The sequence below is a fragment of the Virgibacillus sp. Bac332 genome (assembly GCF_003667785.1).
Taxonomy (GTDB): Bacteria; Bacillota; Bacilli; order Bacillales; family Amphibacillaceae; genus Virgibacillus; species Virgibacillus salarius.
Genome location: NZ_CP033046.1, coordinates 3861329 through 3879410 on the forward strand (window position 1 = coordinate 3861329; position 18082 = coordinate 3879410).

15 protein-coding genes are annotated in these 18082 nt (G+C 36.6%); 3 read left to right on the forward strand and 12 right to left on the reverse strand.

Annotated elements, in window-relative coordinates:
* Positions 1-13: 13 nt before the first annotated feature.
* From D9782_RS18885 to zapA, 9 genes are all read right to left on the reverse strand, one after another.
* Positions 14-787 (reverse strand): electron transfer flavoprotein subunit beta/FixA family protein, encoded by a 774-nt coding sequence (locus D9782_RS18885; RefSeq protein WP_026681386.1) that lies wholly within the window; start codon positions 785-787, stop codon positions 14-16.
* A 19-nt stretch (positions 788-806) separates the two neighbouring features.
* The gene (locus tag D9782_RS18890) at positions 807-1580 is read right to left on the reverse strand and encodes an enoyl-CoA hydratase (RefSeq protein ID WP_121605453.1); all 774 of its coding nucleotides are present in this window, start codon (positions 1578-1580) and stop codon (positions 807-809) included.
* A 44-nt stretch (positions 1581-1624) separates the two neighbouring features.
* Complete coding sequence (locus D9782_RS18895; protein ID WP_026681388.1) at positions 1625-2209, reverse strand: fatty acid metabolism transcriptional regulator FadR; 585 nt, start codon at positions 2207-2209, stop codon at positions 1625-1627.
* A 118-nt stretch (positions 2210-2327) separates the two neighbouring features.
* A complete protein-coding gene (locus D9782_RS18900; protein WP_026681389.1) occupies positions 2328-4025 on the reverse strand; it encodes a long-chain-fatty-acid--CoA ligase in 1698 nt (565 codons plus the stop codon).
* A gap of 268 nt (positions 4026-4293) precedes the next feature.
* The gene (locus tag D9782_RS18905; protein WP_026681390.1) at positions 4294-4701 is read right to left on the reverse strand and encodes a DUF350 domain-containing protein; all 408 of its coding nucleotides are present in this window, start codon (positions 4699-4701) and stop codon (positions 4294-4296) included.
* Positions 4702-4731: 30 nt separating this feature from the next.
* Complete coding sequence (locus D9782_RS18910; RefSeq protein WP_121605454.1) at positions 4732-7071, reverse strand: endonuclease MutS2; 2340 nt, start codon at positions 7069-7071, stop codon at positions 4732-4734.
* 42 nt (positions 7072-7113) lie between these two features.
* Complete coding sequence (gene polX / locus D9782_RS18915; protein ID WP_121605455.1) at positions 7114-8832, reverse strand: DNA polymerase/3'-5' exonuclease PolX; 1719 nt, start codon at positions 8830-8832, stop codon at positions 7114-7116.
* Between the two features lie 112 nt (positions 8833-8944).
* Entirely contained in the window at positions 8945-9499 is a 555-nt protein-coding gene (locus D9782_RS18920) for a CvpA family protein (RefSeq protein WP_026681393.1), read from the reverse strand.
* 3 nt (positions 9500-9502) lie between these two features.
* On the reverse strand, positions 9503-9766 hold the full coding sequence (gene zapA / locus D9782_RS18925; RefSeq protein WP_121605456.1) for a cell division protein ZapA: 264 nt from the start codon (positions 9764-9766) through the stop codon (positions 9503-9505).
* A gap of 225 nt (positions 9767-9991) precedes the next feature.
* On the opposite strand from zapA, the gene rnhC reads away from it, so the two are divergent.
* Positions 9992-10882: a ribonuclease HIII gene (gene rnhC / locus D9782_RS18930; protein ID WP_371413970.1), complete on the forward strand. Its 891-nt coding sequence runs from the start codon at positions 9992-9994 to the stop codon at positions 10880-10882.
* Between the two features lie 198 nt (positions 10883-11080).
* Here the strand turns inward: rnhC and pheT are convergent, their stop codons facing one another.
* From pheT to D9782_RS18945, 3 genes are all read right to left on the reverse strand, one after another.
* Positions 11081-13507 (reverse strand): phenylalanine--tRNA ligase subunit beta, encoded by a 2427-nt coding sequence (gene pheT / locus D9782_RS18935; RefSeq protein ID WP_121605457.1) that lies wholly within the window; start codon positions 13505-13507, stop codon positions 11081-11083.
* Between the two features lie 15 nt (positions 13508-13522).
* Positions 13523-14557 (reverse strand): phenylalanine--tRNA ligase subunit alpha, encoded by a 1035-nt coding sequence (pheS, locus tag D9782_RS18940; protein WP_026681397.1) that lies wholly within the window; start codon positions 14555-14557, stop codon positions 13523-13525.
* Between the two features lie 373 nt (positions 14558-14930).
* Complete coding sequence (locus tag D9782_RS18945; protein WP_371413971.1) at positions 14931-15677, reverse strand: TrmH family RNA methyltransferase; 747 nt, start codon at positions 15675-15677, stop codon at positions 14931-14933.
* Positions 15678-15796: 119 nt separating this feature from the next.
* Here D9782_RS18945 and sspI point away from each other — a divergent pair, with 119 nt between their 5' ends.
* Positions 15797-16018 (forward strand): small acid-soluble spore protein SspI, encoded by a 222-nt coding sequence (gene sspI, locus D9782_RS18950; protein ID WP_026681399.1) that lies wholly within the window; start codon positions 15797-15799, stop codon positions 16016-16018.
* Between the two features lie 489 nt (positions 16019-16507).
* Positions 16508-18073 (forward strand): DUF6583 family protein, encoded by a 1566-nt coding sequence (locus D9782_RS18955; RefSeq protein WP_026681400.1) that lies wholly within the window; start codon positions 16508-16510, stop codon positions 18071-18073.
* Positions 18074-18082 lie beyond the last annotated feature (9 nt).

Sequence of the window (18082 nt, forward strand, 5' to 3'; positions counted from 1 at the left end):
CTGTCATAAGAAATTACAGTACTTTTGATTCATTCTTTAATAATGAAACCAATTCTACTACTTGCTCGTTAAGCTCACCTTCAAGCACTCGGCCAGCCTCTTTTTCAGGTGGTAAAAAGATATCAATAGTTTTTGTTTTCGGCTCTACATCATCTTCGTCTAAATCTAAATCATCAATTTCCAGTTCTTCTAATGGCTTCTTCTTGGCTTTCATAATACCTGGTAGTGACGGGTAACGTGGTTCATTTAGTCCTTGCTGACACGTTACTAAAACAGGAAGTGACGTCTCAATAATTTCCACATCACCCTCTACATCTTTTTCAATGTTTACGACCTCGCCATCAATTTTTAGACTAGTGATTGTTGTTACATAAGGAATACCCAACGCTTCCGCAAGGCGGGGACCAACTTGCCCGCTTGCTTCATCAATAGCCACATTTCCTGCTAAGATGAGATCTGCTTCTTTATCTTCAAAAAACGCTTCCAAAATTTTAGCAGTTGTATACTGATCCCCGCTCTCCAAATCATCCTCCGTATTAATTAATACCGCCTTATCTGCCCCCATTGCTAAAGCAGTCCGTAGTTGCTTTTCGGAATCCTCATCCCCAATAGTTACTACTGTAACTTCACCACCGTGTTCATCTCGTTGATTAATTGCTTCTTCTACCGCATATTCATCATAGGGATTAATGATAAATTCTGCTCCATCATCTTCGATTTGACCGTGAGAAACATTAATTTTTTCTTCCGTATCAAACGTCTTTTTTAATAATACGTAAATATTCATTTTATTTTCCTCCTTCAATCTACTTATCCTGGAAGTTTGGTTTGCGTTTTTCAACAAACGCCTGTACGCCTTCTTTTGCATCATCTGTTCCAAATATCTGTCCAAAAGCCTTTGCTTCTGCATCAACACCTGAAGCAAAGTTTCCAGTCTTGGCAAAAGGAATTAATTGCATAACATGATTAATCGTTGGTTTACTCTTAATAATTACCTTTTCTGCTAATTGTCTTACTTCCTGTTCTAACATATCCTCATCTACCACTTTATTTGCCAATCCTAAGGAATATGCTTCCTTACCACTAATTGGTTCACCACTTAAAATCATTTCATACGCCTTTGCTGTTCCAACATATTGTGGGAGTCGTTGTGTACCAGCAAATCCAGGAATAATTCCCAATGTTAACTCAGGTAGACCTAATTTTGCATTTTCAGTTACAATTCGCATGTGACAGGCCATGGATAATTCAAGTCCTCCCCCCAAAGCGGCTCCATGTATTGCCGCAATGACCGGTACAGAGAAATGCTCAATACGATCAAATAATTCCTGCCCTTTTTTTGCTAACAATTCATAATCAGAGGCTGCTTGTAATGAAGTGAATTCTTTAATATCAGCACCTGCTGAAAAGAATTTACCGTCTCCTCTAAGTATGATTGCTTTTACGCTAATATCCTCTTCGATCTGATCTAATCTAGTAGAAAGATCACTCAATAGAGTACTAGATAAAGCGTTTGCAGGAGGGCTTTTAATAGTTAAGTAAGCAATATGGTTAACTACCTCAAAATCTAATGTATTCATTAGTCCATCTCCCTTATCTTAAATTGTACACATCACTCTTTTGCTTACGAATTAGCAAGGCCTTCAGTCAATAGAGCATGAACTTCATATGCTTGTTTTACTAAGTCATACTTGCGTTCTTTCATCACCCAATTTGTAACCGTTTCATCTAGTGTACCAAAAATCATCTGACGAACAAGAGGTATATTCAAACTATTTCGGAAAACACCTTCCTTCATACCCTCTTCAATAATGGAATCAATTACTGTTAAATATGGCTTTAACACCTTATTAATTTCTAATCGTAATTCAGGATTTGATTGACGAAGTTCTAGCTGTGTTACAACTGCTAACTGAGGATTCTCTGCAAGTTGTGTAAAATGCATTTGAATTAATTCCAATAACTTTTTATTTGCATCTTGTTTGTCTTGAATGGATACAGTTATCTGATTAATAAATTGACCCATTTTTTCTTCAAATACTGAAATAAGTATGTCTTCCTTATTTTTAAAATATAAATAGATCGTCCCATCAGCTACACCAGCTTTTTTGGCAATCTTCGAAACCTGTGATGCATGATAACCGTTTTCTGCAATAACCTCAACGGCTGCTTCTATAATTTGTTTATACTTTGGTCTATTTTTATTCATGTTTCTCTCCTTACAACTGCACATAAAATGAATGATTATTCATTCATTATCTTAACTTCTTTTTAAAACGATGTCAATAGATAGCTTGTACAGTTTTTAGGAAAAAAAGAGCTAACGCTCAAATTGTTTTTATATCTTCTTTTTCAGCGACCTCTTCTTCCTCTACCAATTGTCTTCTTAATATTTTACCAACTGCTGTTTTCGGTAGTTCATCGCGGAATTCATATCTCTTTGGTACTTTATATGCTGCCAAATGCTTCCGACAATATGTGTTTAATTCAGCTTCTGTCAGTTTATAACCATCCTTTAAGACTACATAAGCCTTTACGGTTTCACCACGATATAGATCTGGAATACCGGCTACAACAGCTTCTTGTATCCCCTCATGCTCATATAAAACCTCTTCTACTTCTCGAGGATAAATATTATATCCACCAGCAATAATCATATCCTTTTTGCGATCAACAATGTAAAAATAACCATCTTCTGTTTGATATCCTAAGTCACCAGTAAATAACCATCCATCTTTCAGTACTTGATCCGTCTCCTCTTGATTATTCCAGTATCCCTTCATAATTTGTGGACCTTTAACGGCTATTTCACCGACTTCACCTATTTCAGCTTCATCCATCGTTTCCATGTTCAAAATTTTAGCATCTGTATCTGGCCATGGAACTCCGATACTTCCATTTCTACGCTCATGCCAAACAAAATTTGCATGAGTAACCGGTGAGGATTCTGTTAGACCATAGCCTTCCACAAGTTTCCCTCCAGTTACTTTTTCAAATTGCTCCTGAATCTCAGTGGGCAATGGCGCCGAACCGCTAATACACGCTTCTATAGAAGAAAGATCGTAATCTAATAAATTAGGGTGATTTAATAAACCTACATATATCGTTGGTGCACCGGGAAATAAAGTTGGTTTCTGTTTATGAATCGTTTTTAATACTTCACCAGCATCAAACTTTGGAAGGAGTATCATTTTTGCACCAATTAAAATGGAGTTATTCATTACTGCCGTCATTCCATATACATGGAAAAAAGGTAAGACGCCTAATACAATTTCTTCTCCTGGCTTTGTTTTGTAGATCCAAGCATCACACATTTCCACATTAGAGACTAAATTATAGTGAGTTAGCATAACCCCTTTAGGGTGGCCAGTTGTACCACCAGTGTATTGCAATAAAGCGAGATCTTCTATAGGATTAATTTCTACAGCTTCAAAAGAGCTCAGAGCTACATCCATAATATGTTCCCAAACATGCGTTTCTTCACTTTGCTCGACCTTAACCACCATATTATATTGTCTTTTTTGGATATACGGATAAATGAGGTTTTTAGGGAAAGGTAAATAATCTTTGATGCAAGCTACAATGGTATGTCTGATATCCGTGTTACCTTTTACATTGGTGACTCGAGGTAATAAAATATCTAAGCAAACGATGAAGGTAGCTCCAGAATCGATAAGCTGATACTGTAACTCTCTTTCTTTATAAAGTGGATTGGTTTGCACTACTATTCCGCCTGCCATTAGCGCACCGTAATAGCTTATAACGGATTGCGGACAGTTTGGAAGCATAATGGCAATCCTATCACCCTTTCTCATACCAAGGGACTGCAAGTAATTTGCCATTTGAGTTGCCTGCGTGTGTAGTTCCTTATAAGTCATCTCTTTTCCCATAAAATGAAGCGCTTTCTTTTTAGGGAATTGTTTAGCGCTTTTTTCTAAAAAAGCATATAATGGCTTTTCATCGTAAGCAATTCTAGTCTTTATTTCTGGTGGGTAATGCTGATGCCAGCTTTTTTCATATACCAAGCTCTTCTCCTCCTTTTACCTTATTTTATACCTATTATACCGATTAATTTCTAATTTTTAAATTTTTATATAAATTTTTTTCAAAAAAACTTGGCATCTCTGCCAAGTAAAGTAAATCTTTAGCAATACGGATTCGGCTAGCATCCATCAGCTGTAAACTTAATAGCTATATTAATTATATTAACCATATAATACCTACAATAATAAAACCAATTGCGACTGCAATTAAAATCTTAGCCAGTCTATCCAAAATCATGCAATTCTCCCCTTATCCTATGCTGGCACCAATTACATATGCCAATCCAATTGAAATCATCATCGATATAAACCCAACTGCCTTATTTCCGTTACCGATCTCTTCATCAACCTTAAGCATTGGTGTTAAAAATTCAAATATAAAATAACCAACTAAAAGAAGAAAGAATCCTAGCATTCCCCAGCCAATACTTATTAACAAGGTATCATTATGTTGAATAGAGTAACGGAAGATCGTTGCTATTCCAAAGATCTTCCCTCCAGTTGCCATCGCTACTGCAAAATTACCTTTTTTTATTTCTTCCCAATTCTTATATGACGTTACTATTTCAAAGATAGCCAAAAATACCAACGTACAAAGTATAACAACACTATATCGAGCCGCTGTCTCTACCACTATATTTTCCCAGAAACCTGACACCTTGAACATCCCTTCTCCTTATTTACAGGATTACTTAAGATTAATAATCGTAACACCGCTACCGCCTTCCCCAGCTTCGCCAGGTCTAGCATCCGATATTCTTGGATGTTTTTTAACAAATTCCAATACACCTTTTCGTAGCGCTCCAGTACCTTTTCCATGAATAATCGAGACCTTTGGATATCCAGCGAGTAGTGCGTCATCAATATATTTCTCAAGCCTTAACAATGCATCCTCAAACCTTTCTCCTCGCAGGTCTAATTCCGTTTTCACATGGTAATTCGAACCCTTTATGGTAGTTAGCGGTTTTTCAATGGTTTGATTCTGCTTTCCAATAAATTGCAAATCATTACGATCAACCTTCACTTTCATTATACCAACTTGAACTAGATACTCCTTATCATTTACTTTTTCAAGTACCGTCCCTTTTTGGTTGATCGTTAACAATTTTATTTCATCACCGGAACGAAGTTCTTTTTTCCCTTTTTTCTCTTTTGGTTGTTGCTTTTCTTTTGTAGTCAGGTTGGGCTTGGCAGAATCTAACATTTTTCTTGCTTCAATCCATTCATGTTCTTTCCATTCTGCTTCAGTCCGCATATTTCTGATCTCACTTACAATCATTTCAGCTTCTTCCCGCGCCTGCTTAATAGCTTTATCAGCTTTTTCCTCTGCTCTCTCGTATAGACCTTCTCGCTTCTCTTCAAATTCCGCCCATGCTCTTTGTAAATCATGATGCAAATCTGTCGCTTCTTGTAATAGTTCATGCGCTTTTGCATAATCTTTCTCCGTATTTATTTGGGATTTTTCCAATGAAGCGATCATATTTTCTACACTTTTGGAATCTACACCAACATGCCCTTGGGCCTGCTCGATAACATGATTACTAAGTCCAATTCTTCTAGATATTTCAAATGCATTACTCCTACCAGGAACGCCTAATAATAGACGATAGGTCGGCTGTAGTGTTTGAACATCAAACTCCACAGAAGCGTTAACGACGTGTTCTCGGTTATAACCATAGGCCTTTAATTCGGGATAATGTGTCGTAGCAATGACACGAGCATTCCTCGCTATAACCTCATCTAGAATAGCCATAGCAAGCGCTGCTCCTTCTTGAGGGTCAGTACCAGCACCTAGCTCATCAAATAATACGAGTGTCTGATCATCAACGTGCTGTAAAATATCGACTATATTTGTCATGTGTGAAGAAAATGTACTTAAATTCTGTTCGATAGATTGTTCATCACCAATATCTGCAAATACATGCTTAAAAACCGCAAGTTCACACCCATCTAAAGCCGGAATCTGTAATCCTGATTGAGCCATTAGCGTGCATAGACCAATCATTTTTAGTGTGACTGTCTTCCCACCAGTATTCGGTCCAGTAATAACTATAGAAGTATAAGATTCGCCAATTTCTATATCATTTGCAACAACTTCGTTGATATCAATTAATGGATGTCGTGCTTGTTGCATCTTAATAATGCCGTTATTATTCATGTTTGGCTTCGCAGCTTTCATGGATTGACCTAGTTTCGCTCGAGCAAACATAAAATCAATTTTCCCAAGCACACGAACATTTTCTTGTAAAAATGCCTCTTCATTAGCAATATGCGCACTTAATTCTCTTAAAATACGATCGATTTCTTGTTTTTCGTTCATTATTGCTTCCTGCAACTGATTGTTTAAGTCAACTACTGCTTTAGGTTCCATAAACAACGTTTGCCCTGAAGCAGATTGATCATGAACAATTCCACCAATTGCACCTCGATATTCTTGTTTTACAGGAAGTACATAGCGATCGTTACGAATGGTAATAATTGCATCTGATAACATACTACTCTTCGTTTTTGTATAGCTATCTAATTTCTCTCTAACTCTACTTTCATTCGTACGAATAGATGAGCGAATCCCTCGAAGTTTTTGGGAGGCACTATCCATTACGTGTCCATGGTCGTCGATGCAGCTTTTAATATGTCGTTCCAGATCTCTTAATGGACTGATATGTTCCACAAGCTCCTTTAGGATAGGGAATGCTTCCTCTAGCTTACTTATAAAATCTTTGACACGTCTACCACCGTAAATTGTACTAGCTACATCCATACATTCGTTGGTAGAGAGGACGCCTCCTATTACGCTTCGTTTTAAACTAGCGCGTATGTCAAAGATCCCTCCTAAAGGAATCGTTTTATCTAGGCGTTGTATATGCATCGCCTCATCGGTTTCATTCTGTAATTGCAGCACTTCGTCCATATTGGTTGATGGTTCAAGTTTTTGGGACAAATCTTTCCCCACTGTTGTTTCCGCTTTACTTGTTAAACGTTCAATAATCTTTTGAAATTCAAGTGTACGGAAAATGCGTTCATTCATCTCTATTTCTCCTTTAAAATACTCTACTCCATAGGTTAAATTCTATTTATTGCGATTAAAAAACGCTATAAGATCTTCCTTGGACCATGTATTCATTACTGTTTCTTTTTGGATCCAGCCTTTTCTAGCAACCCCGACACCATACTTCATATGCTCTAGCATTTGATAGTTATGTGCATCGGTATTGATCGCCAACGTTACGCCTTCCTCCTGCGCTTTGCGTGCCCATTCATCCGAAAGATCTAGACGGTTAGGATTTGCATTAATCTCTAATGCTGTATTCGTTTCTTTTGCTTTACGAATCAGTCTTTCTACATTCACATTGTATCCCTTACGTTTGCCGATGAGTCTTCCTGTCGGATGAGCAATTAGTGATACATATGGATTTTCGAGAGCTTTTTCAAGTCGGTACATTATTTTTTCTTCCGTTTGATTGAAGCTCGAATGAATAGCGCCTATGACATAATCCATTTCATGTAAAAAATCATTTGTAAAATCAAGATGACCATCAGGTAAGATATCCATTTCTACTCCAGAAAAGATATGTATATCATCATATTTTTCATTCAGCTTAGCTATTTCCCCTCGCTGTTCTCTTAAGCGATGCTCGTCTAAACCATTTGCAACCTTCAGATATTTGGAATGATCCGTTATAGCTATAAAGGAATATCCTTTTTTCCTTGCTTGATTAACCATTTCATCCAATGATTGCGCTCCATCACTCCAAGTTGTATGCATATGAAGATCACCATTGATATCATCTAATGTAACCAATGGATATTCGCTTGTAAATGCTTCTGTTTCACCAGTATTTTCTCTGATTTCTGGTGGGATATAGGTTAAACCAAAGTGATTAAAAAATTCCTCTTCTGTATTAAAAGTTAACGTCTTACCGGTATCTTCTATTTCAATACCATATTCATTAATCTTTTCTCCACGGGATTTCGCAAGCTGACGCATCGCTACATTATGATCTTTAGAGCCAGTAAAATGATGTAAGGTAGATGCAAATTCTTCCTTTTTTACGATGCGAAAGTCAACATTGACATCATACACATCTTCTAAAACGACAGATACTTTTGTATCTCCTTTAGCGATAGTATCTTTAATGGCATCCATTTCCAATAAAGCATCTCTCACCTTTTCCGGCGCATCGGTTGCCACAATAAAATCTAGATCTTTAACCGTCGTTCTCATTCTTCGTAGGCTCCCGGCTCTAGAATATCTATCTATGTCAGCTATTCGAGCTAGATAAGCTTCGATCTTTTCCGCAATTGGTAACATAAATGCAATAGGTAAGCGTTCTGGGCGTTTTCCAGACTCCTCAAGAGCAATTAGTATTTTTTCCGCAGATTTCTTACCAAATCCCGCTAACTGTTCAACTTGACCACTTTCAACTGTCTGCTTTAAAGAATTAGCATCTGTAACAGCTAATTCCTGATACAGCTTAGCTAGCTTTTTACCACCAAGCCCTGGTAATTGCAGTAAAGGAATTAATCCTGCCGGTATCTCTTCTTCGAGATCCTGTAATGTAGCCGAATGGCTACTTTTTATATATTCCTCTATAACAGAACCTGTACCTTTACCAATTCCTTTAATTTTTGTGAAATCATCGATAGCTGCTAACGAACGATCATCTCTTTCCAAAGCTTGCGCAGCCTTACGATATGCACTTATTTTAAATGGGTTTTCGCCTTTCAGCTCCATATAAGTAGCGATTTTTTCCATTAATTTAATTACATCTTTTTTATTTATTTTCATGCTATATCACCTATTTCATTTCTTATCTTAAAAAGACTGATCCTCTACAACATTATTGTAAATTACATACAATATATACCTGTTGAAATGAACCAGTCTTTTCTACTATCGATCATTTTTGAAGCATTTCAGCCATTTGCGTAAACCATAATTCTTTTACCTTCTCTGAAAAATACGGTGTATGTTCAATCATAAATAATGCTATAGATGAGTCATTAATCCAAGTCTGAACTTGGACAACAGGCACTAAAGCCGCGATATAAATTAAAATAAAAAGTAATAAATAGATTTCAACAAACCCAAGAATTCCACCCAAAAGTTTATTTACGGAATGTAAGATTGGCAATGAAGCAACAAAATCTAACATTGATGCAATAATTTGCAGGATAATCTTAACAGCAATAAAGATAATTACAAATGCTATTGCATTATAAAATCCTTTTTCTAATGGAAGAGCTTGAAGAAAGGCTGCCCATTCTCCTCCTTCTCCAAGGTCAGGATAAGGAATCCAAAGTGATAACTTTGGCCCCAATTCATCATAATAGAATGCGGCTATAACAAATGCCGCTATAAAACTAATTAAATGAAAAAGTTGTAATATAAATCCCCTTTTCAGCCCGATTAGAAGGCCGAAAATTAATAATAGTAATAGTAATAAATCAATCATTAGTTATTTATCCTCTTTCTTTTTTATTGAACCTATAAGGGAAGCATAATCTGCTTTTAATTTTAAATAATCATTCATCGTATTTACTGCTGTTAGCACAGCTAACCTTACCGTATCGAGTTGTCTATTTGATTCTTGGATTTCCTTCATTTTCTGATCGACTAAGCTCGCTACTAATTGGACGTGATTCTTTGGTTCATTACCAATGATAGTATATGTTTTATTATGTATCTCCACTGTTGTACGTGTTTTTTCATCTTGGGCCACGTTTTTACCCTCCCCCGACTAAGAAAAATTGTTCATCTTATCTTAACATGAAGTATGCAGTTTAGGAAACTATCGACTACGAATGAGGCGTAGTATGAAGGAATATATGTAAAGCTAGCTATTTCTTCACAGACATTTATTTGCTATAGTCTATATAGATAAAAGATTGGAGAGATTTATATGCCTCAGACGGTTTACAAGCTATCACAGGACACTATTAACCAGATGAAAAAACATTACGCCAAGTTCTTAACCACTCCACCGCAGGGAGCAGTGTTTAGAGCAAAGACTCCTGAGGCAGTTATTACAGCCTATAAATCCGGAAAAGTTATGTTCCAAGGAGCTGCTCCAGATAAAGCATCGCAAAAATGGGTTACAGAAGCAGTAACATCCTATAAAAGCGTAAATCATAAAAGACAACCATCAGCACATGGCTTTGCACCTGATCCAACCCTATTTGCCAAGAATCATATCGGAACTGACGAAGCAGGTACTGGCGATTATTTTGGTCCAATAACAGTTGCCGGTGTTTATTTAAATAAACAGCAAATTCAACAATTACAAGATATTGGCGTTACAGACTCCAAGACTTTAACCGATGCCAAAATTCGCCAATTAGCATCCACAATTATGAAATTACAAATTCCATACTCGTTATTAATACTACATAATGAAAAATATAATCAATTACAAAAAAAGGGCTGGTCACAAGGAAAAATGAAAGCCATGCTTCATCAACATGTTATCGGTAATTTAGTAAAAAAAATTGGGAATGTATCACTAGAGGGAATTGTCATTGATCAATTTTGTGAACCGGCGATATATCAAAGGCATATCCGTTCAGAAAATTTATCGTTAATTTCGAACACGTACTTTTTAACGAAAGCTGAAAGTTATTCAACACCTGTAGCAGCTGGCTCCATCATTGCTAGAGCAAGCTTCTTAAAGGAGATGGATTCACTCTCTGAACAGGTTGGCATTGAATTGCCAAAAGGAGCTTCTAAAAAAGTTGATCAAACAATAGCTAAAATAATAAATGCTAACGGTGAATCTATCCTACATAAATTAGCGAAAACACATTTCGCTAATACAAAGAAGGCTAGAAACTATCTATAAGTATAAAAACGGGGTTTGATTAAACGTATGTTGTTAAAGCGAAAGCCAAACGGTCATTCCAATCCGTTCGGCTTTCGTTAGTTTTAAACGATTGTTACGGTGCTGTAGCTACGTATTCCTCCTCCGATACTATTTCTTTCCTGTTATTTCTCATCTGTAAAGATAGGCGTTTACGTTATATGCCATCCTATTTTTTTATTATGAGCGAATATACGCATTAAAGCTTTGCTTCACTGCTTCAATAATTTTATCATAAGAAACTTGAATTTCCTCATCTGTCAATGTTTTTTCAGAATGTTGATATAGCAAGCTGAATGCAACTGATTTCTTCCCTTCTTCCATATGCTCACCTTGATACACATCAAAAACATCTACACGCTTCACAAGAGGCGCTCCAATTTCTTCAATTGTCTGCTTGACATCCCCCGCTAAAACATGCTCGTCTAATACAAACGCAATATCTCTAGCTATTGAAGGATATTTAGGAATCGGATCATAGGAATGAACATGGTTATAAGAAGCAAATACTTCCTCCATATTAATATCGAATACATAAGTATCCTTTATATCCCATTCTCTTTGCAAGCTTGGATGCACTTGACCAATGAAGCCAATTATCTTATCTTTTGTTTTTAATACAGCAGTTCTTCCAGGGTGCATTTCTGGTAGCTTTATTTGCTCATATGAAACAGTAATTCGTAAATAATCAAATAACCGTTCTAAAATTCCTTTCACAACATAAAAGTCAACTTCTTTACCTTCTTGTTGCCATGGATGGTCTACCCATTTTCCAGTTAGCGCACCCGATAAACGTAAACGCTCATCTGGCTGTTCTGTTAATTCTTTTTCTTTTGTTAGAAACGTACTGCCCATCTCATAATAGGCTAAATCCATCTGATTTCTTGCCTGATTATAGGAAATAACTCGTAGTAGCTCTGGCAGCAAGCTTAAACGCAAATATTTATGATCTTCACTCATTGGTAATTTTAATTCAATCGGGATATATTGTTTTTCTCTCACTTCAGGACTTATCCATTTATCCACTGCTGCTTCACTAGTTAATGTGTATGTGCGGCTTTCCATTAAACCAATTCCCTCAAGTAAATGCTTCACATTTCGAATTAACAGCTGTCTATTCGATAAGGCACCTGCTTGCGATGCACCTGCTGGTAATGTATATGGTAAATTATCATAGCCATAAATACGAGCGACTTCTTCTAACATATCCTCAAATATGGAGATGTCACCTCTTCTAGTAGGTGCATAAACCTTAAATTGACTATCCTGCTGTTCAAAATCAAACTGTAGACGTTGTAGAATCTGAACAATTTCTGTTGCCTGTAGGTTCGTTCCTAATCGTTTATTTATTTCAAACGTATCCATGTCTACCTGCTTTTCATTACGATCCAACTCGTCAAATTCAACGACACCTGTTAAAATAGTCGCATCTGCATATTTCTCTAATAATTCACAAGCTCTTAAACCAGCTTCCCTGACTCGATTAGGATCAATTCCCTTTTCGAAACGTGTACTAGATTCACTTCGAAGCCCTGTAGCTTTTACAGCATTTCGGACTACAGAACTATCAAAATACGCAACTTCAAGTAATACATTTTCCGTTGCATCGGTAACTTCTGTATCCAACCCACCCATGACTCCTGCCAGTGCGATTGGTTCTTTTCCATTTGTAATGACTACATGCTCCTCAGATAAGGTTCTTTCTTCTCCGTCTAATGTAACGATAGTTTCATTATCTTTTGCACGACGAACTACAATATTACCCGACTGTAGCTTATCATTGTCATACGCATGTAATGGCTGACCGTACTCCAATAGTACATAATTTGTTATATCAACAACATTGTTGATCGGGCGTATTCCAGCAGCCATGAGATAATTACTCATCCATAGCGGAGAAGGCTTGACCTTTACATCTTTAACAACGAATACACCATAATATGGATTCCACTGTTTAGCCTCCACATTTACAGTAATATAATCTTTGGCTTTTTCCGTTGCAGTTTGTAGTTGTGGAGCGGGCAGCTCTACTGATTGATTTAGGATCGCCGCAACCTCATAAGCCACACCTAGCATTGATAAGCAATCCGCACGATTAGGTGTCAAATCAAACTCCAATATCGCATCGTTTAAATTTAGTAACGGTTCAACTGATTCACCAACCGTAACTGCTTCAGGGAATACATAAATTCCGTCTGCACTATCTTTTGGAATATACTTTTCAGCAATACCAAGCTCTTGCAAGGAACAAATCATACCGTTAGATTCAATTCCTCGTAATTTCACTTTTTTAATTTTAAAATTACCAGGCAACACAGCACCAGGTTTGGCAACAGCGACCTTTTGTCCTTGTTCTACATTTGGAGCTCCGCAAATAATTTGTAATATTTCATCTCCAACATCCACCTGACATAGGTTCAATTTATCAGCATTTGGATGCTTCTCACATGATTGCACGTATCCAACGACTACATTTTCAGTTTTATCTGCTACATACTCTATGCCATCAACTTCGATGCCTGATTTTGTAATTTTTTCTGCCAATGCCTCCGGACTGATGGTTCCGATGTCTACATAATTTTTTAGCCAATTTAATGAAACTAGCATGATTTCACTTCCTCCCTATGCTTTATGATACTGTTTTAAAAATCGAATGTCGTTTGTATAGAACTGTCGTATATCATTAACACCATATTTAAGCATGGCTATTCTTTCCGGCCCCATGCCAAATGCAAATCCACTATAAACATCAGGATCGTACCCCGCCATGGAAAGGACGTTAGGATGAACCATACCAGCACCTAAAATTTCAATCCAGCCTGACCCTTTACAAACTGAACAGCCTTTCCCGTCACAAACCTTACAAGAGATATCCATTTCTACAGACGGCTCTGTAAACGGGAAAAAGCTTGGTCGTAATCGAATTTCACGATCCTTTCCGTATATTTTTTTTGCAAATGTATCTAACGTACCTTTTAGGTCACTCATTCGTACGTTCTTATCAATATATAATCCTTCAATTTGTGTGAATTGATGGGAATGCGTGGCATCATCTGTATCACGTCGGTATACCTTCCCTGGTGATATCATCTTCACAGGCTTATCGCCTCCATACGCTCGCATTGTACGTGCTTGAACAGGTGACGTTTGCGTACGCATTAGCAGTTCTTTTGAAATGAAAAAGGTATCTTGCATATCTCTAGCAGGATGATTCTTCGGTAAATTTAAGGATTCAAAATTATAAAAATCAGTTTCGACTTCAGGTCCCTCACGTACCTCAAATCCCATTCCAATGAATAAATCTTCGATCTCCTCAATTATTTTCGTGAGTAAATGTGGTCCTCCAACTTTGATTGGGCGGCCAGGGAGTGTAACATCAATCGTTTCCTTTTCTAATTGCTTCTCCAATGCCATTTGCTCTAGACTTTCTGTTTTTTCATCTAAGGAAGTTGTGATGTTTTCCCGTACACGGTTGGCAAATTCGCCAATAACCGGACGTTCTTCCTTTGATAACTTTCCCATCCCACGAAGTACACTGGTTAAGGAACCTTTTTTACCCAAATAGGCGACTTTAATCTCTTGTAGCTCTTTCATACTTTCTGCGTCTGCAATCTTATTAAGTGCTTCTCTTTCAATTGATGCCAATTGATCTTTCATTTTCTATTCCTGCCTCCTTTATAATTAAACCTTGATTAGCAACCGTATTTACCACCATGGAATGACCATATAAAAAACCCCATCCCAACAAGGGACGAGGCTTTATTTCGCGGTACCACCCTAGTTAACACAAGCATTTTCAGAATGTGCTCAACTCAATCATGATAACGGATATTCCCGGAATACCTTTACTTGCTTTACAAGGTCCAAGTATCTGCTCCAGAGTGAATAGATAACTATTTATACGATAAAATGCTTTCAGTCTATTGGCATTTCTCCCTTATATCGTATATTGCAATAGAAATCTGGCTCCTTCAACGCTTTTCATATTATTGTATTTATATTATAGAGAAATTACATAAAGTGTGCAAGACTATACCTTTATGTAGTACATTAAAATTCCTGTAGCTATGCTTACATTTAACGACTCAGCCTTACCATAGATAGGAATTGTTACAATTTTGTCCGCATTTTCTCTAAGTTCTTGCTTAACCCCGTTTCCCTCATTCCCTACGATCAATGCAAGTTTTTCTTTAGGCTTTACCTTCGAATAAACTTCAGCATCCTGTAAGGCAGTTGCCCATACCTCGGCACCATCCTGCTGTAACTGCTCCACTTGCTCTAACAAATTAGCTTGTATAATTGGTATATGAAATAATGACCCTTGTGTAGCACGAATTACTTTATCGTTAAACACATCCACCGTATCATCACCAAGAATAATTCCTGAAAAACCCGCTGCATCAGCAGTACGGATAATCGTTCCTAAGTTGCCTGGGTCTTGAAGTGAGTCAATTAAAAGTACAGGATAATCAAAAACATCTGTTACGTTTTTGATTTTGACTACGGCCGCAATTCCTTGAGGTGAATTTGTTTGTGAAATATAGGAAAATACAGTTTCACTTACTTCAGTTACTAAAACTGCTTCACACCAATCTGGCGTAGCAATACCTTCTTGAATGATAACTTCAATAACTTCCCATTCACTATTCCAGGCCTCTTCTACTAAGTGAAAACCTTCTATTAAGAATACACCTTCATTTTTTCGTTCTTTTCGTCTATGTAGCTTTTTCCATGCTTTTACCTTACCATTCTTAACAGAAGTTAACATGTTCATCATTCCTCACTTTTAATTGTTCTATCATATCATACATATTTCTATGGATATAGGTCAAACTAGGCACTACAACAAGTTTATTAACTCAGCATTTTAATATACAACAATAAAGAGGTGAAACAATGGATTTAAATTTAAGAAAAGCAATATTGTCAAATATTTCCTCCAATGATCAGGAGCAATTAGAAGCAACTATCGTAGATGCGATTCAAAATGGAGAAGAAAAAATGCTCCCTGGTTTAGGGGTACTTTTTGAACTAATTTGGAAACACTCCGATGAACAGGATAAGCAGGAAATGATTGAAGCGCTAGAACAAGGTGTTAAAGAAGTAGCAAATAATTAATGAGAAACAGTAAAGAGGAGAAGAGCCTAAATTCTTCCCCTCTTTTTCCGTCCATAATTCCGTCTTCTTAATGATTACTGCTTTTGATACCCCCGCCAAAATCAGTTGTTATATGCTCAGATATAAGCATATTTTATTCTCACTATTGTTTAAATAAAATCACAATAATTCATACATAAAGATCGTTTTAAAAAAATAAAAAATAGTTATTATTACCTACATAAAAATTAACAAGTGAATTTAAGAGCAAGATTCGCGTTGTTTTTTAATAAGGAAGCGCATTCAATTAGGTCTTTTTACCTAAAATTTATTTTGGTTTCAAGATAAATTCATACTTGATTTACGTAGGCTTTAAAATGTAGGGATGGAACAATTTGACTACATTTTTATTAAGTGATATAAACAATGCAGATACTTCCATAGTTATCCTTTTGATTGTTTAATAATACATATAATTATGGAGTATGATACAGAGAGGGGAAATATTTTATGGGTGAAGCACAACAAAAAAGTAAAATGCCAAAAATAATAGCAATTGTTGTTGCAGTATTGCTAGTTGTTGGAGGAAGTATTGCAGCCTTCGTAGTAACAAATCTATCAGGGAAGGAGCAATATTTCTTAGCAGAGAAGAACTCAATTGAAAAATTGAGTGAAAAAATCGAAGAACGTTATGAGCCAGAGCTAAAATGGGTCGAACAATCAAAGGAAAATCCAACAGAATCTACTGTTGATTTATCAGCTGAGTACAACCTTCCAAGTGGAAGTGTTGGTTATGGTCAAATGGATCCCGCCCAGCTAATTAATAATTCAACAATATCTATAACAAGTGCTACAGATATGAAAAATAAAGAAATGTCAGCAAAAGTAAATGCAGATATTGGTGGCATGAAGATTGATGGCGTAGATTTCTACATGACAGCGGATAAACTCATGCTAGGTCTTCCGTTCATTGAAGAACTTATTTCATTAAACGGTGATGATTTTGGTACCCTACTTCATGAATTGGATCCAGCAACATTTACCGGTGAAGAATCAATCGATTTAGAATCTATGTTTGAAGGTACGTTGACAGAAGAAGATTTAGAATACTTTAAAAAAGAATACGCAGAGATGATTTATGATGAAATTCCTGATGATGCATTTGAAAGTAAAAAAGAATCTATTAAAGTACACAATGAATCATTAGATACGGAAAAAGTCACGATGCATATTACAGAAGAAAAGGTAAAGAATATTTTAAACAAAGTTCTTGACAAGCTCGAAAAAGATGAAAAGGTAAAAGAATTACTTCGTGAACAAATGGCGTTTCAACAACTCGGTGGAACTGCTGTCGATAGCGAATTTGAACAGATGATTTCTGATTTTGAATCAGGTATTTCTGAAGCCAAAAACGGGCTTAAGGATTTCCAAATTCCTGATGGTTTAAATTCAACCATTTGGATTCATGATGATGTTATCGCTCAACGAGATGTAAGTATCAAAATGGGGCCGAACAAGGATGAACTTGTAACATTTACAGTAAAAGGTACACAACTGCTAAAGGACGAAAAACAAAGCTTTAATTATGATTTAGCATATAAAGATTCTCTAGGAGAAGGAAAACTGAATATCGCTGGAGATTTAGCTTGGAAGGATAACAAAGCATCAGATTCTATTACTCTAACAATTGAAGATACGAAACTCAAATACGAAGGCACTGAAACATTAAAAGACAATAAACGAGATTTTGAACGAACATTTACACTTGAAGAACCTACTAGTGGCGGTGGAAGTTTAATTTGGAACGGTTCTTCCACATACAAGAAAGACACAATGAATTCAGAGCATAATTTTTCTGTAGAAAGCCCTGCGGTTAATCAAGACATGTTTACCTTAAACGCGAAAGTAAGTGGTAAAACAGTTGATAGCGTTGATATCCCAGAAGGTGATAACGTGAAAGATCTAGGCAAAATGAAAGCAGATGAGTTAAGACAATACTTCGAAATGGAAGTGACGCCTAAATTCCAGCAATGGTTATTCGGAATGTTATCCGAAGGCGGCGGTACAGGATTCTAGAAGTTTAGA